The 21,125-nt window shown below is 49.2% G+C and carries 23 protein-coding genes and 1 pseudogene; 11 read left to right on the top strand and 13 right to left on the bottom strand.

Annotated elements, in window-relative coordinates; genetic code table 11:
• Positions 1-38 precede the first annotated feature (38 nt).
• Both yycI and BJP58_RS19610 read left to right on the top strand, forming a co-directional pair.
• Complete coding sequence (gene yycI / locus BJP58_RS19615; protein WP_071219358.1) at positions 39-788, top strand: two-component system regulatory protein YycI; 750 nt, start codon at positions 39-41, stop codon at positions 786-788.
• A gap of 7 nt (positions 789-795) precedes the next feature.
• Entirely contained in the window at positions 796-1,599 is an 804-nt protein-coding gene (locus tag BJP58_RS19610) for an MBL fold metallo-hydrolase (protein ID WP_071219359.1), read from the top strand.
• 223 nt (positions 1,600-1,822) lie between these two features.
• Here the strand turns inward: BJP58_RS19610 and BJP58_RS19605 are convergent, their stop codons facing one another.
• The gene (locus tag BJP58_RS19605) at positions 1,823-2,086 is read right to left on the bottom strand and encodes an alpha/beta-type small acid-soluble spore protein (protein WP_194540257.1); all 264 of its coding nucleotides are present in this window, start codon (positions 2,084-2,086) and stop codon (positions 1,823-1,825) included.
• A gap of 1,115 nt (positions 2,087-3,201) precedes the next feature.
• On the opposite strand from BJP58_RS19605, the gene BJP58_RS19600 reads away from it, so the two are divergent.
• The 3 genes from BJP58_RS19600 (at position 3,202) to BJP58_RS19590 (ending at position 6,456) form a co-directional block, all read left to right on the top strand.
• The gene (locus BJP58_RS19600; RefSeq protein ID WP_194544999.1) at positions 3,202-4,569 is read left to right on the top strand and encodes a S1C family serine protease; all 1,368 of its coding nucleotides are present in this window, start codon (positions 3,202-3,204) and stop codon (positions 4,567-4,569) included.
• 415 nt (positions 4,570-4,984) lie between these two features.
• Complete coding sequence (locus BJP58_RS19595) at positions 4,985-5,152, top strand: CxxH/CxxC protein (RefSeq protein ID WP_006207301.1); 168 nt, start codon at positions 4,985-4,987, stop codon at positions 5,150-5,152.
• Between the two features lie 269 nt (positions 5,153-5,421).
• Positions 5,422-6,456, top strand: coding sequence for a GTPase (locus BJP58_RS19590; RefSeq protein ID WP_194540256.1), 1,035 nt, complete (start codon positions 5,422-5,424; stop codon positions 6,454-6,456).
• A 106-nt stretch (positions 6,457-6,562) separates the two neighbouring features.
• Here the strand turns inward: BJP58_RS19590 and BJP58_RS19585 are convergent, their stop codons facing one another.
• The 3 genes from BJP58_RS19585 to BJP58_RS19575 form a co-directional block, all read right to left on the bottom strand.
• The gene (locus BJP58_RS19585; protein WP_071219362.1) at positions 6,563-6,856 is read right to left on the bottom strand and encodes a hypothetical protein; all 294 of its coding nucleotides are present in this window, start codon (positions 6,854-6,856) and stop codon (positions 6,563-6,565) included.
• 108 nt (positions 6,857-6,964) lie between these two features.
• Positions 6,965-7,417 carry a HEAT repeat domain-containing protein gene (locus BJP58_RS19580; protein WP_194540255.1) on the bottom strand — a complete coding sequence of 151 codons (453 nt, stop codon included), beginning with the start codon at positions 7,415-7,417 and terminating at the stop codon, positions 6,965-6,967.
• A gap of 44 nt (positions 7,418-7,461) precedes the next feature.
• Entirely contained in the window at positions 7,462-7,635 is a 174-nt protein-coding gene (locus BJP58_RS19575; RefSeq protein WP_098749563.1) for a DUF3934 family protein, read from the bottom strand.
• Positions 7,636-7,899: 264 nt separating this feature from the next.
• Between BJP58_RS19575 and BJP58_RS19570 the strand changes: the two genes are divergently transcribed.
• From BJP58_RS19570 to BJP58_RS19555, 4 genes and pseudogenes are all read left to right on the top strand, one after another.
• On the top strand, positions 7,900-8,478 hold the full coding sequence (locus BJP58_RS19570; protein WP_194540254.1) for a TetR/AcrR family transcriptional regulator: 579 nt from the start codon (positions 7,900-7,902) through the stop codon (positions 8,476-8,478).
• Positions 8,479-8,554: 76 nt separating this feature from the next.
• On the top strand, positions 8,555-9,679 hold the full coding sequence (locus tag BJP58_RS19565) for a cytochrome P450 (RefSeq protein WP_233354701.1): 1,125 nt from the start codon (positions 8,555-8,557) through the stop codon (positions 9,677-9,679).
• 268 nt (positions 9,680-9,947) lie between these two features.
• Positions 9,948-10,427 (top strand): 23S rRNA (pseudouridine(1915)-N(3))-methyltransferase RlmH, encoded by a 480-nt coding sequence (rlmH, locus tag BJP58_RS19560; protein WP_194544997.1) that lies wholly within the window; start codon positions 9,948-9,950, stop codon positions 10,425-10,427.
• 188 nt (positions 10,428-10,615) lie between these two features.
• A pseudogene (locus BJP58_RS19555) lies at positions 10,616-10,888 on the top strand (chlorophyllase); the annotation flags it as partial.
• Positions 10,889-11,049: 161 nt separating this feature from the next.
• Here BJP58_RS19555 and BJP58_RS19550 read toward each other — a convergent pair.
• The 4 genes from BJP58_RS19550 to BJP58_RS19535 form a co-directional block, all read right to left on the bottom strand.
• Positions 11,050-11,961: a DMT family transporter gene (locus BJP58_RS19550; protein ID WP_194540253.1), complete on the bottom strand. Its 912-nt coding sequence runs from the start codon at positions 11,959-11,961 to the stop codon at positions 11,050-11,052.
• 45 nt (positions 11,962-12,006) lie between these two features.
• A complete protein-coding gene (locus BJP58_RS19545; protein ID WP_036618341.1) occupies positions 12,007-12,387 on the bottom strand; it encodes a RidA family protein in 381 nt (126 codons plus the stop codon).
• A 121-nt stretch (positions 12,388-12,508) separates the two neighbouring features.
• On the bottom strand, positions 12,509-13,507 hold the full coding sequence (locus tag BJP58_RS19540) for an alpha/beta hydrolase (protein WP_194540252.1): 999 nt from the start codon (positions 13,505-13,507) through the stop codon (positions 12,509-12,511).
• Positions 13,508-13,549: 42 nt separating this feature from the next.
• Positions 13,550-14,446, bottom strand: coding sequence for an MBL fold metallo-hydrolase (locus tag BJP58_RS19535; protein ID WP_194540251.1), 897 nt, complete (start codon positions 14,444-14,446; stop codon positions 13,550-13,552).
• A 329-nt stretch (positions 14,447-14,775) separates the two neighbouring features.
• On the opposite strand from BJP58_RS19535, the gene BJP58_RS19530 reads away from it, so the two are divergent.
• Positions 14,776-15,321 carry a helix-turn-helix domain-containing protein gene (locus BJP58_RS19530; RefSeq protein ID WP_194540250.1) on the top strand — a complete coding sequence of 182 codons (546 nt, stop codon included), beginning with the start codon at positions 14,776-14,778 and terminating at the stop codon, positions 15,319-15,321.
• 260 nt (positions 15,322-15,581) lie between these two features.
• Here the strand turns inward: BJP58_RS19530 and BJP58_RS19525 are convergent, their stop codons facing one another.
• The 5 genes from BJP58_RS19525 to BJP58_RS19505 all read right to left on the bottom strand — a co-directional run bounded on the left by BJP58_RS19525 (position 15,582) and on the right by BJP58_RS19505 (position 19,803).
• A complete protein-coding gene (locus BJP58_RS19525) occupies positions 15,582-16,181 on the bottom strand; it encodes an SDR family NAD(P)-dependent oxidoreductase (protein ID WP_267907810.1) in 600 nt (199 codons plus the stop codon).
• A gap of 138 nt (positions 16,182-16,319) precedes the next feature.
• A complete protein-coding gene (locus BJP58_RS19520) occupies positions 16,320-17,213 on the bottom strand; it encodes a CPBP family intramembrane glutamic endopeptidase (RefSeq protein ID WP_194540249.1) in 894 nt (297 codons plus the stop codon).
• Positions 17,214-17,362: 149 nt separating this feature from the next.
• The gene (locus BJP58_RS19515; RefSeq protein WP_194540248.1) at positions 17,363-18,010 is read right to left on the bottom strand and encodes a response regulator; all 648 of its coding nucleotides are present in this window, start codon (positions 18,008-18,010) and stop codon (positions 17,363-17,365) included.
• Positions 17,997-19,175, bottom strand: a complete 1,179-nt coding sequence (locus BJP58_RS19510) for a sensor histidine kinase (protein WP_194540247.1) — start codon at positions 19,173-19,175, stop codon at positions 17,997-17,999. The genes BJP58_RS19515 and BJP58_RS19510 overlap by 14 nt, the downstream gene beginning before the upstream one ends.
• Before the next feature lie 250 nt (positions 19,176-19,425).
• The gene (locus BJP58_RS19505) at positions 19,426-19,803 is read right to left on the bottom strand and encodes a VOC family protein (RefSeq protein ID WP_194540246.1); all 378 of its coding nucleotides are present in this window, start codon (positions 19,801-19,803) and stop codon (positions 19,426-19,428) included.
• 207 nt (positions 19,804-20,010) lie between these two features.
• Between BJP58_RS19505 and BJP58_RS19500 the strand changes: the two genes are divergently transcribed.
• On the top strand, positions 20,011-20,898 hold the full coding sequence (locus BJP58_RS19500) for a sigma-70 family RNA polymerase sigma factor (protein ID WP_194540245.1): 888 nt from the start codon (positions 20,011-20,013) through the stop codon (positions 20,896-20,898).
• The last annotated feature ends 227 nt before the right edge of the window (positions 20,899-21,125 follow it).

Below are 21,125 nucleotides of genomic sequence, written 5' to 3'. Positions count from 1 at the left end.
TGATAGAGATCGTTATTGTATTATAAGGAGGGGACATCATGGATTGGGGCCGTGCCAAAAATGTATTGATTTACGCGTTTTTGCTGCTGAATCTGGTGCTGGGCTATCAGCTCTGGATGGATTACCGCGAGCAGGTCGGCTCCAATCTGGATTTCACCTCGCTTTCCGAGAGCACGCAGCAGGTGATTGAGGAGAATAGGATTCAATTGCTGAGTCCGATTCCGACGGAAACGCCGCAGCTTCCCAAGATTAATTATATCTACAGCGCGGAAGCGCAGGGAGGGCCGGTAGGGCTGGAGCAGCCCATTGACACGGAGCTGATTTATGCCGATGAGAAGGAATTGCGGAATGCGCTGGAGGGCAAGATCAAGGATCTCGGGAATTATCGCCACGATCCGCAGTCGGATAAAGAGAATATCATCGTCTTCCGGCCGCTAGTGCAGAAGGAATGGCCGCTGTTCAATGTGGAGCTGGAGTTCATTTACGAATCCCAGAAGATCCATGCGTACCGGGAGCCGGTGTTTGAGATTATGCCAACCGACGATATGGAGGAACAAAAGGTTCTGCCCGCATCCAAGGCTTTGGAAACGCTCATTGAACGTAACTTCATCCCGCCTGATTCGGCGGTAAGGGACATTCAGCTGGGCTATTATGGACAGTTGTTTAATACGGAGGATCAGCTAGCAGCGCCAACCTGGCGGTTTACATTGGATCATGGCGAGATGATCTATGTACAAGGCATCAGTGGGGACGTGCTGACGCCAAAAAGCGATACGACAAAGGAGTAACAAGACTATGGGGATTTCATTTTCCGTGCTGTCGAGCGGCTCAACGGGCAATGCGACCATTGTCCGCAATGAGGATACGACACTGTTGATTGATGCGGGCTTAAGTGCACGGCGCATCGATGAGTTGTTGAAGGAACGCGAAATGATGGGGGAAGAAATCGACGGGATCCTGGTCACGCATGAGCATTCGGATCATATCCGGGGGCTTGGCGCGGTGGCGCGCAAATACAATCTGCCGATCTACGCGAATGAGAAAACATGGGAAGCGATGAGCAAGTCGCTGGGCAAGATTGCGGAAGAGAACCGGATTGTGCTGGAGAGTCATGAGGTCAAGGATTTTGGCACACTGCGGGTGGAGCCTTTTGAAATATCCCATGACGCTGCGGCACCGGTCGGTTATTGCTTCTATGACGGCGACGAGAAGCTGGGCGTCGCGACGGACCTCGGTTATGTCAGCGATAAGGTGAAGAAAGCGCTGGATGGATCGGATGTCCTAGTGCTGGAAGCCAATCACGATATCGAGATGCTTCGGATGGGACGCTATCCGTGGAATACCAAACGCCGGATTCTCGGCGATATGGGACATTTGTCGAATAATTCGGCAGGCGATGCCTTAAGCGAGCTGCTGACGGGGGATACCAAACGAACGTATCTGGCCCATCTCAGCCTGGATCACAACATGATGGAGCTGGCGAGAATGACCGTCCGCGATACGATGGAGGACCGCGGCTGCTTCTTCAAGGATAGCGAGTTTAAATTGTGTGATACGTATTATGACCGCCCGACCCCTTGGGATAAGGTCGGCGAATAGACATAGGGTCGACAGCCATCCAAGGCATGCCCTGGACATACACCGTACGCACAGGGAGTTTAGATAACGATATTTTTACCAATGAAGCATTCCTTCTTGAGCAATTTTATATTAGTTATCAATATATAGGCATAACTAAAACAGCCCCACGATCATAGGGAACTATGACGTGAGGCTGTTTTGCTGTTTAAGGGATACTGAGTTCCGAGAGACGAGGCTCGTTCTAACGCTTGCTGAGACTCTCTTGTGCCATGCGCACCATCTCCCGAACCATGGAACCGCCAATCGCACCGCCGACTTTACCGGCCTGCTCGGTGGTCAGGTCTCTGTTGTCGCCCGGTTTAAGGGGGACGCCGAGTGACTTGGCCACCTCATATTTGACGTCCTGCTGTCTCTGCGGATCCACTTGATAGCCTTCGTTCCGCATGACGTCGGTCATGAACTGCTGCATTTCGGGACTCCGGCGCCGTCTTGATCTTCTTGCCATCCCATAACCCTCCTTGCAATAGTTTCCCCTTCGTAACATTCCCTGCGGGGCACCGACAGATGAATGGATAACCTAACCAGTTCAATATGAGGGAGAGTTGAAGAGAATGGAACCGAGGCATTCGAGTAGTCGAGACGGGATAGGCCGATCTTGTCTGTAGGAGCGAATCGTAAGGAGGCTGGAAGTATTTTTTCAATGGATGGTGTAGGAAGAATAAGTTGCGGGGAATCCAAATAGGAATGATGTGTGGGTTGCCGGAGATCCCTTAAACGTTGCGGTTCAAACGGGATCGACTTCGTCATGAAAGACCGACGGCTTTGCCATTTTCTTTACACAATTGTCCGGTAGTATGTTAAGGGGGAATGCGCGAACGAGGGTAGCAGGCGGTTAGGGATAGCAGATATGCCGGAAGAGAAGAAGTTGGACCATTGAAGAAAATCCCTTCATAATGGAACCGTTTGGTCGTCTGTTACGTATACAAGGTTAATATGTTCATCCGGGTTATTCGTTGTTATGGATTGAAGAATCTGTCATTGTACCGACCCTTAAAATGGCCTTCAATTTGGCATTTGTTTTTATCAAATAAAGCTGACGTGAACCTCTGTTCGTGTGGTACAATAGGGACATTAGAAGGTCTGAATGCTTCTGTTAAGCACTTGCATCGAACAAGGCACTAGGCATTTTGTATTTTAAAATACGGATGGCCCAAGTTTTCCCATCTTTTTTTAGAAAAAACAGATGTTTCGCGCTTAAGTCGCCCTGTTTGTGGTAATAGAAGAATACAGGGTTTTTTTTGAACTGTCGGGTGGGAATACATACCTTTTATGGGACCAAATTTCAGGCAATGGATTGAAATATTCGTGGTAGAGCGAATTTTCGATAAAAGTTTAATTAGAATGCTCAAAAATGCAACTTTTTGGGCCGCTGAATAGTCTTTACAGTAGAGAGATATATAACAGGTGGCACGCTGCCGATTTCATAGGAAGCTAGATACACTGGGTACAGGGCAGGTTGTTATGACGACAAGATGATTTCATAGGTCAGTCGGTAATGGCGGAGGGTCTGAAGCTTAAAGTATCTTGACGCGTAGCAACCAAGGGGAGAGAGGGATCGCAATGGGATTATTTGACGATGATTTCTATTCAACTAAAATTTCCAGACGGAGCAAAAATACCAGCGAGGACCGACCTGAGCGAACGAAGTGGCGGACGACCCGCCGTAAAAAGGGTTTATCCACATTCCAGATTTCCGCGATCAGTTCTGTGTGCAGTGCTCTGATTGCGGTGATGCTGTTTAGCTTCATAACAGGCCATCCTGCGACCTCTTCACCGGTTACCTTGATTAATGGCAGCCATCAGCTGTCCAAGTCCGATGGGGATCCCTATGAACGGATTGTTAGCGTTGCTCAGAAGGTGCGACCGGTTGTTGTCAGTGTGCTGACACATAAAGAGACCGCGATGCCAGAAGAGGAAGGCCTTGAGGGAGAAGGGTTGGAAGAGGATTTCGGTACCCTGCCAGAGGAAGAAGGGGATTTTGAGCTTCCGGAGGGATTCGACTTCGGTGAGGATTTTGATTTTGGAGATGATTTCGGCGGCTCACAGGAAGACACCTTGGGCTCTGGTGTTATCTTTAAGAAACTCGAGGGCAAAGCCTTTGTGATTACGAATAACCATGTCGTTGATGGTGCCGTTTCCCTAGAAGTTGTGCTGGTAGGCGGCGAGAAGAAGAAGGCGACCTTGGTCGGCACAGACAAAGTTAGTGATATTGCCGTTCTGTCGATTGATAGTAAGGGCATCGGAGAGGTTGCAGAGTTTGGGGATTCCTCCAAGCTTCGCCTCGGCGAAACCGTCATCGCCATCGGCAACCCGCTGGGCTTGGGCGACACGCTCACATCCGGGATTGTCAGCTACACGAACCGCGTAATACCGGTATCCCTGAACCAGGATGGCATCTATGATTGGGAGCAGGAGGTCATTCAGACCGACGCCGCCATTAACGAGGGGAATAGCGGGGGCGCTCTAGTGGATTTGAACGGTAAAGTTATCGGCATCAACACGATGAAAATCGCGGACACCGGCGTAGAAGGGCTTGGGTTTGCGATTCCGGTCAATGAAATTACGGAGATTGTAACCGAGCTGATGCTGAAGGGGCATATTGCACGCCCTTATCTCGGCGTATATACCGTAGACTTAGGTAATCCGTATGCTCCGCTGAGCAAGAAAGAGAAAGAGGACCTCAAGCTGCCGAAGACGGTAACCGAAGGCGTGGTCGTGCTGGATGCGCTTGGACCTGCGCTGGATGCGGGTCTGCAGCTGAATGACGTGATTGTCAAGCTGGATGGCAAGCCGATTACGACGACGCTGGAGCTGCGCAAGCACCTTTACTATAACACGAAGGTAGGCAAAGACATGGACGTGACCTTCTATCGTGACGGCAAGCTGCAGTCGCTGAAGGTGAAGCTGGAAGAAAAGCCTGGAGAATAAGGCAGGCTGGATCGGCTGACGTGGTTGGCTGAATCACTGCGGATTTTTTAGAGTGAACGTGCTTGTCCATTGTTTCGTGCAGCATTTCATGGGTATATATAATGGTTAGCGTTGAATAGTATCCAATATAGAGAGATTTGAAAAAGGTTAGATACGAGCCGTGAAACGGCCGCGAAGAAGAGCGTGGATTACGCTCTTTTTTTGCTGTCCGCATAGAAATGATGGTGGGTCATAAGGACTTTTGATGTGAAATCCATGGATAGACAGGAAGCTTTTATGGATAGAAAACCGGCCGGGGTGAGCAAATGGGTTAAAAACATTTCTTTTTCTCGTAGAGTGTGGTAGAACAGAAGAGTGGCTATACTGGTTTGAAGATAAACACAACATGAGGCGAAAGATAGAAAGGATGCATAGAATGTACGTCGTATGCAAGGAACATGTGGAACTAGCGATCGAAAATTTCGTGGATGAATATGAGGATGCCCCGGATATTGTTGATCTGAAGGAGACCGAGTTTTCGGACTGGGACCCACCGGTGAAGTGCGCGGAGTGCGAGAAGCATGCTGAGTTTTTAGTTGTGTAACGTGAACATGTTAATTAAATAAATAATGCGAATGAGAAAGCGTGATGATTTCACGCTTTTTTTGTTTAGACTTTCTTGAGTCGCGGCTTCGTTCATCAACAGCCTTTTCATGGAATGGGCGAAGAGGTAAATAATAAGTACGGCCAAACATTCCGATCATTGTCTCTGGAATGAGCAACCGGCTTCGTTGTACAGACCTTCATAGTGTATGATGGATGTATAGATTACAACGAGGCGCGATAACCTATCGTGAATGGAGACGATCAGTAATGGGTGACTACAGTAGATCATGGGAAGACGAGATCAGCCGGGCAGCTGATGCGGCCTATGAGAAGGAAATGGATGAAATCAACCGTCAGCTGAAGCAGGAAATTCTCATCGTTCTGATTGGTGATGTGAACACAGGCAAGTCCTCCACCATGAACCGGATCGTGGGTGAAGAGGTTGCTGGCGTCGGGGCAGAGCCTGGAGAAACGACGGAAATTAAACCGCATAAGTACAAGGAGCATATTTACTTCATGGATACACCCGGGTTGAATGATGTGAACACCGCGAACTCGGAGATAACCTTGAAATACTATAAACAAGCGGATATCGTTCTATTCTTCCTGAACGCTGCGGGCACTGTCTTCTCCGAGGCGGAGAAGAAGTCCTTCGAGATGATTCAGGCCGTGAACACGAACATCTTGATCGTGCTGAATAAAATTGATGCCGCAGATGAAATCGACCGTCTGGTGGCGCGGATCAAGAAGGAGACCGGGGGGCGCTATGAGGTTGCGCCGGTATCCTCGCGGACGGGTGAGAATATCGACCAGCTGCGGAGCAGCATTCTGGAGATGCTTAAAAAAAAGTCTAAAGACATTCTCTTTGCCAAAAGTATCAAGGAAAAGTCGGCAACTGCCAATGGATGGATTATCGGAGCCTCGATCTCGGCAGGAGCGGTAGGCGCATCACCTATTCCGGGATCGGATATTATTCCGATTACCGGCATTCAGGTGAGCCTGCTTACCAGACTTGCGGTGTTGTACAATAGGCCGATCAGCAAGGAGACGGCAAAGGAACTGGTCATCGCTACGATATTCGGCAATATCGGCAAGAGCATTTTTCGGCAGATCGTGAAGGTGTTCCCTGGAGCGGGATCGGTCGCCGGAGCGACGGTGGCGGGTGCTACCACCTTGGCGCTGGGATATGCAGTGAAATATGCTTACGAGCACAACATCGAGATCAATACGACGAATATTACGAAGCTCTATAAGAAGTTTAGGGATAAGGCGGAGACGGAATCGGAATCCAAGTCCGAGTGAGCGTGGGGAATCATGTCATATGCCAGCACGGATGGCGGATGGAATAGAAAAAGGGGCCTTGGGGCCCCTGATCATAGCTGCGTTATTGCAGCGACTTTATCATGATTTACTTAATGGCAGCCGCGTAATCGGCTTTTGCCTGCTCCAGCATCGATTTCCAATCCGGGAAATCGGTTTCTCTTGAAACATGACGGTCAAACAGTTCATCCGGAATGTTATCGATATCTTCGTGCGTTTCCACTTGGAAGTTACCTTTTACGACAAAATCCCCAAAACTGCTGTGGGATGAATGTTTACGCATAAACGATTCATTGAACAGCTTTTCCAGAGAGATGTTATCCGGATCCTCCTGTACCGATTTTTGGCCTTGTAATTCCTTCAACAGATCATCAAACGACATGGGCTTTTGCTTTCTCAGAGTACCACTCCTATAACTAATATTTGTGTTCAGTATAACATAACCGGATTTCTCATATACATAGTCAGCTCCGGAAGGCTTGACGCGCTGTTATCGTCTTAATAATGAAGACCAGGTTTGTTCCAGCCAGCGATCAAAGTCAGCGCCTTTGTCACCTTCGTACGTATCGTAGATGTCGACCCTCATCTTTTTTAATTTCTCTTTGAAGTCTTCATACGTGTGGTCACGAGGAAGGCTTTTTTTGATGCGCAGCAGCACCTTTGAAACGTCCTTCATCAGCTCGCCTTTGGGTCTTTCCGGCATCTGCACGTCCTCACCAAAGGCCAGGAGTTTACGATAGGCTGCCTCTCGCACCTGATAAACCGCATCCGTATTCAGTCTATGCAGCAAAATATCAATGGATTTCTGATTATTCCAATTTCCTAACGCTTCCACCGCATCTAAACGTTCTCTCCAATTGGCGTTCCGGTTGGCGGAGCTTTTGAGCTCCTCATAATTCTCGGGCATATCCGTTATCAATTCTTGATTGTCCAATCCGTTCATCTCCTTTAATATGATGTATCAGGTCGATCTGTACCATATGTTCATTATGGGGTACCTTTATGATTCTCGGCTTCCGATGTACCGTCTGCCTGCTTGGCCCCTTTACTGGTATAAGGTTTGGGTTTACTCTTCGCTCTTCTCGCACTTGCATCCCAGCGGCTCCAGCCCTTCTTGCCCGTGCCTCTGCCTGTTCCGCCCTTGCCCTTGGATTTACTCAATCAATCACTCCGTTACGGTATATTCTTGTCCCTATATGCTGATTGTTTACCAGCACTGTTGAAATATACACTGTATTGGGCCATATGTATAGGATACCACGGAAATCAGCATAAGAATCGAAATATATGAGCAAGAATTCCGGTAATGGTAAGGCATGTCCCTCGGTTGACTAATTATTCCCAGCGTGGTATCTTATTTTTGAACTGACCAGTCAGAACAAGTACGATGAACTGAAATATAGATGTGAAAGGGCAGATCCAATTGTGAGCAAAGATAAAATTATTCAAGCAGCCATTGAAGTATTCTCCGAGAACGGATATCACCGCGCAAGCATGGACGAGATTGCCGCCCGCGCACAGGTCGCGAAAGGGACTCTGTACTATAACTTCCCGGGTAAATCCCAGCTCTTCAAGACGGTGGTGAAGCAGGGCTTCGAAGATATCATGCAGCGGACAGAGGCAGATCTGAATTCCTCCCTGCCGATGAAGGAGAAGATGCAACGCACCATTCGCCATCATCTGGATCTGTTTCTCGAATCCCGCCATTTCTCGCACATCGTGTTTAATGAGATCTCGAACGGCATCGAGCAGGATGTCCTGGATGAGTTAAAGGAGCTAAAAAGGAATTATTTAAACTTTCTCGCAAGGATGATTGAGGAAGGTCAGTGTGAGGAGAACTTGTGCCGTGCCGTTGATCCCGACTTGGCCGCTGCCAGCATTGTCGGTACGCTGGAGAGTACCTGCAATTATTACCTGAATCATCAAGATCGGTATTCGCGAGAGGATCTGGAGCGGTTTGCCTTTACGATGATTACCCAAGGCCTGTTTATATCGCTTGAATAAGCAAGGCCTTCTTTTTTAATTATGTATAACTGACCAGTCAGTTCAAATCTTGCGATGGAAAGCGAAGGTGTTAAGCATGGAATGGAATAAGAACGGTTTACTCCCGCTGGAATGGTTCCGCCAGATGAGAACGGAATCTCCGGTAACGACAATGGATGGTCATGGGGCCTGGAATGTTTTTAAATACGAGGATGTCAAAGCCGTCTTTACGAATTACGAAGTGTTCTCTTCCCAAGGGGGCTCTTCTTCCGATGATCCCATTGAATCCAGTGTTCTTCGGCAGGACCCTCCGAAGCACCGTCAGCTGCGTAAGCTGGTATCCCATGCTTTTACGCCTCGCATGATCGAATCGCTTGCCCCTAAGATCCAGGAGATTACGACATCCCTGCTGGACGAAGCGGAGAAGAAGGGGAAGATGGATATCGTGGCCGATCTCGCAAGCCCGCTGCCGATCACGGTGATCGCGGAGATGCTCGGCGTTTCGATGGAAGATCGGGAACGGTTCAAGGCCTGGTCGGACGCGTTGGTGGGTGACAATGGGGAGGATTATTATCAGTGTCAGCGGGAGATGAGCGAATACTTCTCGGAGATCGCCGAGGACCGCCGTCGCCATCCGCAGGAGGATCTAATCACGAAGCTGGTGGAGGCGCGTATCGACAATGAACACCTCACCGAACTGGAGATTATCGGGTTCTGTATTCTCCTCCTCGTAGCGGGTAATGAAACGACAACCAATCTGATCTCATCGGCCGCGCTAGCCTTCGACAGTCTGCCTGAGGTCCGTGCAGAGGTGCTTGGAGACTCAGCACTGCTTCCAGGGGCAATCGAAGAAGTTTTCCGTTACTTCTCGCCTGTTCAAGTGATGTTCCGCAGCGTGAAGCAGGACACGGTGCTGCGGGGGCAGGAGCTGAAGCAAGGGCAGTACGTTTATATCTGGATGGCCTCGGCCAACCATGACGAGGATGTGTTCGATCAGCCGGATGTATTCAACATCCACCGCAACCCGAACCCGCATCTGGGCTTGGGAAGCGGCATTCATTACTGCATGGGCTCCCAGCTGGCCCGTATGGAGTCCCGGATTGCCCTTCAGACTTTGCTGGACCGTTATCCCGAATTTCGTCGTGATCGCTCGGTAGAACTGGCACGGATGGATAGCACGATGATGTTCGCGCTGAAAGAGCTGCCGATCATTTTAAAATAGATAGGAAGAGAAGAGCCACTCTTAGGTAGAGTGGCTTTTTTCAATAATCGATGTAAGTTGGTCAAACTCGGTCGAGCAAGCTTAGAAGTTAATGAGTTGGCGATTCTCAAAACTCTAATGCTCTGCTGGATTGATTTTGTATTGAAAAGGAAATGTGGGAGCTTGCTGTAGGAAGGCAGGTCGGGGTCTGTGTATGTCCTTTAATTGGTGGCGGTACAATGTTAGAATGAACGACATAACAGCAGAGTTTAAGGAGCGAAAAAACGCCGTGAATATACAGATGGTATGCGTAGGCAAGTTGAAGGAGAAGTACCTGGTGCAGGGCATTGCCGAATACAGTAAGCGTCTTGCGCCTTACGTGCGCCTGTCCGTGCACGAGGTGCCGGATGAGAAAGCGCCAGAGAACATGAGCGAAGCGGAAATGCGCCAAGTGCAGGAGAAGGAGGGTGTGGGCATTCTCAGCCATATCAAGCCAGACGCCCATGTCATCGCCCTGGCGATCGGCGGCCAGCTGTGGTCCAGCGAGGACCTGGCGGCCCATATGGACAAGCTGGGCACGTACGGGACCAGCAACGTGGCTTTTGTCATCGGCGGCTCTAACGGCCTCTCCGAGGACGTCCTGAAGCGCGCCCAGACGAAGCTCAGCTTCGGGCGGATGACCCTGCCGCACCAACTGATGCGGCTGGTGCTGGTGGAGCAGATTTACCGGGCGGTGAAGATTAACCGGGGGGAGCCGTATCATAAATAAGGGCAAGTTTATTGGAGATACCCGAGTTCTTGGAAGGGCACTTTTCCAGGCATGAGTTTGGGATGAATCTTACTCGGAGGAAAAGTCGGTATAAACGGGCAGCTGCTTGCTTTTGGAGTACAGAACGATGGGGTACCTAGAGGGGACTGTTGCTTGCTGAAGCAAAATCCCCCTCCGTTATTTGGTGGAAGGGGCCGGACTGGTTCACAGACCCCTACTTCCTGAGCCCGGGCAGTAAAAGCCTGCTCACCCTCTTCGGTGCAGAACATATACTTGGCGGAATCTCCGGGTACAACGTCGCGGAGACGACGGACGAGAACCCCGAACGAGATGCTTTGCTCCAGCAGCTCACGTGGTCTTACCTTCGCGATGCGCTCAATCTCGACGATTCAAGCTGGTTGGCAGCCCGGAAAGATCTGGAGGAGGGTGCCAATCCATTAGGTCGCATCGAATCTAAGTAAGAATCTAAAAGGCGTGATCAAGCGAATCAAAGAAAGGGCCATCCCGCAAAAGGATGGCCCTAAACCTAAAGCCAAAGGGAGCCATGATATAAGGCGCTCCCTTTGGCTTGTCGTAAGACCTCCATCTTTTTCTAGTGAGCCTCGATTACAGCGCAGGCTTTTTACCTCTTGGCAGAAGATATTTTCAGTGTATCGCCTTCTGTTTTCCTTGTTCTCTGTCCCTGCATAGTGGCTAGAACTACGCCGGAAATAATGAGAACAGATCCTGCCACTTGCGTTAAGGAAATCGGGGTGCCGAGCGTGATATAACCTAAAATCATGGCGACAAACGGTTGTAAATTCAGAAACAGGGAGGCTTTAGCCGCCCCTACCTTGCGAATCTGCGCATTCCAGATTACGGCGCATAAGCCCTGAATAAGCAGCGCCGAACCGACCAAGAGAACCCACCACCAAAAGTGAGGCTGTAATTGTACGTTAGGCTCGCTCCAGACCGCCACCGGGTATACCGAGATGCAGCCGAGTACGGTGGTATACACCGTTGCGACAAACGCATCCATACGTTCCGTCAGCTTTTTCATGAGGATCATAGATCCCGACAATGCCAACATACAGATAAACATGATCCAGACGCCTTCGGTAATGGCTGTGCTCATCCTTCCGCCAGTTCCAACCACGAAGAAGACACCGGTGAGGGCGACAATCGAGCCTGCAACCATGCGTTTCGTTAACGGCTCTTTCAAAAATAAGCGGGCAAATAGCGCCGTAAAAATTGGAGCTAACGATAAGATGAGCGAAGCTGTGGTTGCGTCCGTTGTCCGGAGACCTGTAAAGAAAGAAACTTGGTGAAGCAGCATCCCGATTAGAACGAAGGGGACCAAATAAACGAAGTCGCGGAACGTAATCTTCGCCAAGCCACGAGTTGCAACCAAATAAATAAGCAGGAACGCCGATGAAACCAGAAGCCGGTATGCCGACAGATGCAAGGCGGGGAATGCTTCCAGCAGCAGCGAGCCTAAGACGAAGTTGCTCCCGTAAAGGGCTGCGCAAAACAAGAGAAGCAAATAAGTTCGCAAGCAGATGCGCCTTCTTTCACAGAAATAAAGGATAATGGAGCGGATTTAATTGCGTTTGACTGCGATAAGCTCTATTTCAATCTTGGCGTCTCTTGGAAGTTTAGACACTTCTACGGTTGTTCTGGCAGGGTGATGATCGCTGAAATATTGGCTGTACACTTCATTCATCTGCTGAAAATGCTCTAAATCCGTCATGAAAACGGATGTCTTTACAACGTCTGCTAAAGATAATCCAGCTTCAGCTAAAACGGCTTGCAGGTTCTTTACTATTTGATGGGTTTGGTCAACGATGCCTTCTTTCAGATTTCCTTCGGCATCAATCGGAAGCATGCCCGACGTATAGACGGCATTTCCTAAAGCGATGGCCTGCGAATAAGGGCCGATAGCTGCGGGTGCTTGTGTTGTTGTAATAGCGATATGGCTCATCGTATTTAATTCCTCTTTCGTCTCTTTGATAAATGGGTGAAGAAAAAGGCCCGAGGCGACAGCCCGGGCCCCTCATTAGGCAAGCAATATAATCTTAGAGTCCGACTGTGCAGCGGCAGCTTTACTTCGCCGGCGCGTATGCTTCATCCAAGAAACCGCGAATGGCTTGAAAAGCCTGAAGTCTGTTTTTCTCCAGCAATACCATGTGCGTCCCTTCACCGATTTCCACCCAGCGGCGGTAGGCGGCTCCTGTCAGGGAAGTGAAGAAACTCTGCGCCAATTCAAGAGGGACATCGATATCCCACTCGGCATGGACAAGAAGGACGGGAACCGTGATATCCTTAGGATCATAGAAAGCTTTGCCAACCGTCCAGTATTCGCGGATATCCAGGATAGGGCCGTTGGTCGCCCGGATATGCTCGGGATGATCGGTTAAGCTCCCCGGATCCGAAGCAAGAGTGGCTTCGACCCATTGTTCAAACCAGCCGTCCGGAATCAGTTCACCGCGTTTATGCTCTGGCGCCGCGCTAAGCCAGCGTTCCTTCGTGTTGCCGGCAGCAACAAGGCGATACGAACCGAGCGGGCCTCCGGTATCGATCGGAACCGGTTTGGAGCTTAGCCATTGCGGTGCAACAAGCGTAAGCTTGTTTACTTTCTCGTTGTTTTGGCTGGTATAAGCTCCCGCAACGGTTCCCCCCCAAGACATTCCCAGTATGTTGACCTTCGTCAAATTCCGGCGTTTCAGAACGTAGTCCACGGCTGTACCAAAATCCCGGACACCTGTCTCCGTGCGGACAAGCGGCGGATTAAGGTCGGCAGACTGCTCCATCTCAGGCGGTCTTGTCGAGCCGCCGTAGCCGCGAACGTCCACGGCGTATACGTCATAGCCATGGCTGGCAAGGTAGTCCAGAAAAGTGAAGCCGTCCAGCTCCACATCGTACAGACTGCCAATTGAATAGGTAGCGCCATGAACCATTACGATTGTTTTTTCGTTAGAGAAGGTATTCATGGAAGCGGGACGTTTATTTCGTACATAAAGCTCGATTCCCGGCGTATCGCTCGGGATATGCAGGTCTTCGGTCACGATAAGGTTATTTTTAAGAAAATCATGGGTTGTCATAAGCTCAGCGCCTTCCGTATTGGATTTTGTTATCAGGCTGTATTAAATAAAGTTCCACTTATACTTGCCCCCGCTGCGAGTCACGTACCCCGCCGCACTTCCGGGGAAATGCGTACTGAAATAAATGACCGGGCGATCCGCGATGAGCTCCAGCACCCGGAGCCGTGAAACACGCGCTTGATCGGAAAATTCGCAGTACATTGAATTCCATTCCGGATTATAGACCTGAAACGGATGATGCATCACATCGGCGCCGAATAAAGCTTCTTCTTCGCCGGATTTAAGACGGATAGACATTTGGCCGATGCTGTGGCCGGGTGTCGGAATGAATGTGAATAGATCAAGGAATTCCCCGCCCTCAGGGCCAATGGTCTGCGTTAAGCCGGCTTCAACAACAGGCAATACGCTTTCTTCGTAAACGTTAAAGTTTGCTTCGTTTGCCTCGTTGTGGCTGGCCTCGCTGGAGTAATATTGCTGCTCTGCGAGGGGAAATACGTATTTGGCATTGGGGAAGGTCGGTACCCATTTTCCATCCACAAGCTTTGTATTCCAGCCAACATGGTCCACATGCAGATGCGTCAGCAGAACGTAGTCCACTTCCTCCGGTGTAACCCCAGCCTGCTTCAGCCGCTCGAGATAGGGGAGCTGGAGATTGGCGAGATCGGGATTTAAAGGCAAGTTTTTATCGTTTCCTGTAGCCGTATCGATAAGGATCGTATGCTTCGGGGTTTTCACCACCCACGTTCCAATGCTGACGATAAGCTGAGAATTGCCATCGATCAGGCCAGCTGGAAGAGAGTTCCGATTCTCCTCCAGGAACAGGGGGTTCCACGATCCCGGAAAATATACTTCTGGCGGAATACCGTCAAGCATCATCTCCGTGACACGCGTCACGGTAACATCACCGACTCGATAGACCTTGGGAATTTTAGCGGTCATTCTTTTAACTCCTTTCGTCCTTCGGGCATATCTCTTTGAACTCAATAACAAGGAAGCCGTTGCATCAATGTGATTCGTTTCTTATTATCCATAAAAATTTCGCTGTAAATGAAAATGATTCTGTTGAAATGAACGATGCTCAGATACCCGGGTAAGATTCGTTCGCCAACCTTGATTAAATGTTAGTCCAATAATGGCGCCAAATCAACGTTTTTACACCGTAATTTCGCACTAGTGAAAGGGCTTGATATTGCTCATGTTTACGCCTATTATAAAGTTATAAATTTCGCCGACAGCGAAATCACATCGAAAATTTAGGAGACTTGCATATGAATTCGATCGGCGAAGCCATTCGAAGCACGCGAAAAAAACATAAATTAACGCTCAAGAAGGTAGCTCAAGCAGCCTCTGTATCCTTATCTTTTCTTAGTGAAATTGAACGCGATAAGGCGAATCCGTCCATCAGTGTTCTGAAGCGCATAGCGAATGCATTAAACGTGAATTTTACCGATTTGTTTGGCGAGGAGAAACGAAGCATTGTCGTTAGGAAAAACGAGCGCAAACCTTTGGTGCATTCCGAAGGTTCCCGTATTACCTGGTACGCGCTCAGTCAAGGAAGCAGCAACCGAATGGGACCGATATGGGGAGTGTTGGAAGAAGGAGCGGCTTACGGCGACATTGGTGTCGGCCATAGCGATGGAGAGGAATTTCTATTTGTCCACTCCGGGCGTTTGGAGTTTATGCTGGGCAATGAACGTTACACGCTCGAAGAAGGGGACAGTATCTATTATGATGCCAGAATCCCCCATAGTTATAAGAATATCTGGGAAGGCGAAACGCTGCTAATAGCGGTTGCTACTCCGCCTACTTTTTGACGGAACGGAATTGGAGGTACATCCGTACGAACCGCTGATGATCTTTTATATGGAACAGCGGAAGGGAACCCCTTTAGTATTTTTCGCCGATAGCCCCGTTAAGCTGAACCATATCATAAGTGACGGCAAGTTTTCAGCTTGCGTTTTATTAGTCCTCAGAACTGGAGAAATAGAATGGGGAATAGGGATAAGCTTGAAATGATAAACAGAACTCAGCTTCATTTATTACGGAAGTCAGCAATTTGACTGTTCATGTCCCCTCAGTGTGCTTTGGGGCGCGAAATGCGTTCCATGATCAAAGCTACTCTGCGTCGGGGAAGAAAACGACCCAACTGTGCCGCCATATAATTGTTGCGCCCGTCGATGATATAACTGCTGCCTCTATCGATTCCAAGAAATCCGGCTTGAACAACGTTCTCCGGGGTGGACATCGCGCTGCCCGCCGCCTTGTCCCGGCTGCCGACAGCCTCGAAAAAACCTGTATCCGTCGCACCCGGGCACAGGGCAAGTACACGGACACCGCGTCCGCGGGTTTCCGCCCATAGCGCTTCGGTGAAAGATAACACGAATGCTTTGGAAGCGCCGTAAACAGCTGAATAGGCGCAAGGCGCAAACGCGGCCATTGAAGCCACGTTTACGACGATGCCATCCTTGCGCCCCAACATGCCGGGCAGAAAGTGATGCGTCAGGTCGACAAGCGCAGCGGTGTTCAACATAATCTCTTCCTGCTCTCGCTCCGGATCCATATCCTCAAAGCGGCAGTATGTGCCGAAGCCTACGTTGTTGATGAGAATATCGACCGTGAGGCCGAGATCGCCCATGGTTTGGGCTAGTTGGCGCGGGGCACCTGCTTTGGACAAATCGCTCGGCAGGGCATATTACATTGAGTATACTCGTTGACGTAAGGTCGAGTACAAGGTAAATGGAAGCATTATGAATTTCTTTTTCATGACAAGGGATCCCGCATAGAATAGCCTTCGAAGAAACTTGTCTGCCGTTTACTTTGATACAGGAAGGTTCCGGGCGTCAACCCTTCGATACCGCGCAGCCCCAATGAGCATAGGAATAGACAACAGAAGACTGCCCACAACCGGAACAATGGAACCTTCAAGTCCAAAATCGCCACCTGTGAGAAGCGAGGCACCGTTCACCTCTACCGTAAATAGACCGGCAGATGAGTGTCCGGAAACAGGAATGCCAAGCAAACCCTCAATAGTATTCCAAGCAAAATGCAGTCCCATGGCAAACCACAAGCTCCGACGCCACAAGAAGGCCGCTCCGAGCAGAACGCCTGCTTCCAGGGCTATGGCGAACGCGCTCCATAATGTTGCCCCTGCATTGCCAAGATGGGCAACTCCAAAGAATAGAGAGGTTATAGCGAGCGCGAGCGGTGTTCCCCCCAGTTTATCAATGGCTTGTAACATAAGTCCGCGAAAGATAAGCTCCTCGACAATGGCTGCTCCTAAAGCTGCTCCAATGGTGGATAGTAGAACAGAACCCGCATTCGCAGAACTTGCCCACTGAAAGGAGTATCCTCCCAGCGCCATAATGATAAAGACGGTCCCTGCGATAAAGATTGTCCCGGTTAGCACGCCCAGCAAGGTTTCGATCCCTGCGCGCTGACCAGCTATCTCCGGAGTGGCACGCCGGGCCAGGTATGTCAGCGTAAGCTTATAAACCAAGATGGCCAGCAACCCCATCACTAGTGTAAGGACAAGGGAAATCACCCCGTCCACTCGCTCTGTCAGCTGCCGGAATAACGTATCTATGACAACAATACCGACAGCCCCCGCAAGCATCCAGACGATTGGAAAACGCCAAAATGTACTCCAAGCGCTTAATTTCCCGCCATTCTGCAGGCTCTCTTTATTTGCGGACACTTTTTTCTTCATGTCTTACATTGCCTCCTCGGTTGGTTGATGCTATGAGTATAGGCTGAAAAAGTCATAGGAGACAGTGCGCTTTTGTCATCATTTAATCTATGGCTATATGCGAAAAAAGCCGGTAACTCTAATGAGTCACCAGCTTTTTGGGGATCGGCTTATGAATGATCCAGCATTCCCGAATCTCGGGCTTTACGGGCGGCCTCCCGCCTTCCTTTTACATTCAGCTTCGAATAAATCGTGGAGATATAATTTTTGACCGTTCCTTCACTAAGATACAGCGCCTCGGCAATGTCTTGATTACGAAGGCCAGAAGCCAGCTTATGCAGCACTTCGATTTCACGGGCAGTGAGCCCGAATTCATTATTTCTCGCAGGGTTGGTATTGTTGATGCTCTTGATCATTTTACTTGCCATTTCCTGCGAGATTAAAGTCCCTCCCGCCTGAACCACCCGTATGCCTGCAGCTAGTTCTTTGGGATGAAGGGCTTTGAGCAGATAACCTTCTGCTCCACAGCTTAACGCCGCTAATACATATTCAACTTCCTTATAGGAGGTCAGCATGATGATTTTGGTTGCAGGTATTCGTTCTTTAATCAGGGTCGTTGCGGCGACGCCGTCCATGACTGGCATATTGATATCCATCAACACAATATCCGGCATAAACTGCTCGCAGCCTTTCAGTGCCTCTTCGCCATTCTTGGCCAAACCGACAATTTCCAAATCTTCTTCCATGGACAACACGATATGTAAACTCTCGAGAATCAATTCTTGATCATCAGCAATCAGCACCTTAATTTTCTCCATGCGGCATCATTCCTTTCAGCGGGATTTCACATCGGACTTCGGTCATTGCTGGAGTTCCCTTCACAGAAAATAGCTGAAGGCGACCACCCAACCGCTCAACCCGCTGTTTCATCGTGGTCAAGCCGAAGCCGTAATTGAGCTTGTCGATCGGGTTCCCGTTATTTCGAACGGACAATTGCAGATCGCTCTCGGAAAATGTAAGCTCCAGATGAAGCTGAGATGCCTTTCCATGCTTTAATGCGTTGGTAAGGGATTCCTGGATGACCCGAAGGACCGCTTGCCGGACTTCAAAACGTATGGAGCGTTCTGTCTCCGGCAGACTCAAAGTCAGGACCGTACCCGTGTGTTCCCGGAAACGGGCCACAAGGGATTCAACCTGTCGAATCAGACTGGATTCCTCTTCTTCTCCCATCTCGTGAACGATGTTTCTCATCTCGTCCAAATTATTCTCAGCCAATGTTCTTAAGCGAGTTAATCGATCTTTGGCCTCGGCAGGCTTGCTATCCATAAGGGCAATAGAGGCATCAAGGCTCAGAATGAGTGAGATAAAGGAATGTCCCAGTGTATCATGAAGCTCCTTGGACATGCGGTTGCGCTCTTCAAGCAGAGTCATTTTCTCGATCTCGGCCGAGTAGTGAGTTAACAGTTTATTTTGACGTTCCACTTCGGCCACCAGTGTATTCTTCTGATTATACGCCTTGGCGACGAAGCTTGCCCACATGCCAATGAAGCAGAATAGCAGATTGTCTGTTCCGATACTTAGGGCTTGCTCCCAAGATAATCTGAGGTAAGATTGAAAGAAAAATGGAATAAAAATAATGACGGGGATGATCCAAAGGGTTTGCTTAGTCAATAAGTACCCCATTGTAAGACTCGGCAGCAAATAGTCAGCTTTTGAAGTCAGATCCGGATCAATCACAGAATGCACATAATAAGAACCGCCTAGTAACAGCTCTAGTATACAAAACCAGAATTTGTTCGTCGTCCGGCGCCCAGGAAACCAGAACAGCAAAGGGACGACAAGGGCTATGCTCAGCCAGATCACGTCTAATAACGTTCGGATCGAAAACTCACTTACCGTCAGAGCCTGGGACAACAGCAAAATGTAATGGTATAAACGAAGAGCGAATATACCCCAATCCATAAAAGATAATATTCTATTCATAACATCATCATACAGGAAATCTATAAACTTGGAACCTCGCATTCCAGCCATCACCCGTTGACAACTATTAGGTGGCCTTCGATTTCGCCCTTTAAATGATAAGGAAGAACCGTACTAAGTAACAGCGAAAAGTAGAACTAGATGAACAAAAGGCGTCCAGTTGGACGCCCATTCATTTTACTTTGCGAGTATGACAAAATAAAAAAATGAAATAATTCTTCAACCAGCAGTCAGTAATCACTCCGAACTTCTACTTTGCAAAAAAGTAAACCAGGTTCCAATTAACTCCGAACTTATCAGTCAATACGGCAAGAAGTGCGCCAAAAAAGGTCTTTTGTAATTCAGAATCAACTTTTCCGCCTGTCTTGAATGCTTCGTATACCGTCTTGATTTCCTCTTCATTATCGAACTGCAGGTAGATTCGATGATTCCCGCCAGGGGTTACCGGATAACCTACTGCCGCGGAGTCAGAAATTTGGATGATAGAATGATCTAACAGAAAATGGGCGAATGTCGCTTTACCATCATTCTTGTTGAGAACCTTTACTTCACCGTTCAATACTTCATGATAGAACTTTAATGCATCTTCACAATGGTCTACGATTACTAATGGGTTTACAGTTTTCATTTTAACTCCTCCAATTAAGAATTTGATTTCTCGGGGCACCGATGAGCACATCACCTGACGACCGGTTTCCCTTGTCACTAACTATGTCGTAAGCGTGCGAAAAAACGTGACCGATTGATCGAAATTTTTTCCTCACATCTCCGTCACATTTACAGAGCTTCTATCGACAAATAAGTAAATAAGAAGTGAAGGGTGGGATTGTGGCGCATGAACGACCACAACTGGCTTGTCGAACAATTTGAGGCGCATCGGAATCATTTGCAGGCGGTGGCTTACCGGATGCTCGGATCTCGGAGCGAAGCGGATGACGCAGTGCAGGAGTCATGGATCCGTCTTATCCGCTCAAATACGAGCAAAGTCGAGAATATGGGGGGATGGCTGACAACCATCATTTCGAGGGTGTGTCTTGATATGCTTCGATCACGTAAGTCGCGGCGGGAAGAGCTTGCGTTGGCTGGTGCACCTGAACCGGTTACAGGTCATCAAGACGGAAGCAATCCCGAGCACGAAGCGGTAATTGCTGATTCCGTCGGTCTTGCGATGCTCGTTGTCCTCGAGAAATTGAATCCCGCTGAACGCATTGCGTTCGTACTTCACGATATATTCGCGGTGTCTTTCTCGGAGATCGCTTTCATTATCGGGTGTAACGAGCCCGCAGCAAGACAGCTTGCGAGCCGTGCACGTCGTCGAGTCCAGGGGACCGAATCGACTTCGGAAACTGCGGAGCTTCAGGGAAAAAGGGAGCTAGTCGATGCATTCCTCGCAGCGTCGCGTAACGGAGACTTTGAGAAACTGCTCTCGATATTGGACCCGAATGTCGTACTTCGAAACGACTCCGCGTTCGCGCCAGTCGCCAATGTGCCGATTGTTCGCGGTTCAGATGACGTGGCAAAGCAGGCTAATCAATTCGCCACTCGTGCCCGTAGTATGGAGCTGGTGCTTGTGAACGAATCGGTAGGTGTCATCGCAGGACAATTGGAACAACCGATATTCATTCTCGAATTCACGGTTGTGGATGGCAAGATCACTGAGATCGGCATGATAGCCGATCAGGTGCGCCTGCGCGGGCTCGACATCGCCGCTTTGAAAGATTGAAAGTAGCGGCAAGTTTCTGTTGTACCGTATTACGTTTCAAGGGAGCAGTCAATGAACAAAACAGATCGTTTGTTGGCCATCGTGCTGGAACTGCAACTCCCGGAGCATTTTGACTTAAGGGGGTATACACCTTTTGATGATCGCCACTAGCGAGTATGCCTTCGATTTAACCATGACATCGCAGATAAGGTGAAGGAATCGAACTATCATTACGTAGAGGATATGAA

It is taken from the genome of Paenibacillus sp. JZ16, from assembly GCF_015326965.1.
Taxonomy (GTDB): Bacteria; Bacillota; Bacilli; order Paenibacillales; family Paenibacillaceae; genus Paenibacillus_AQ.
The sequence above is the reverse complement of the archived record's forward strand: the minus strand, read 5'-3'. Positions and strand labels throughout refer to the sequence as shown.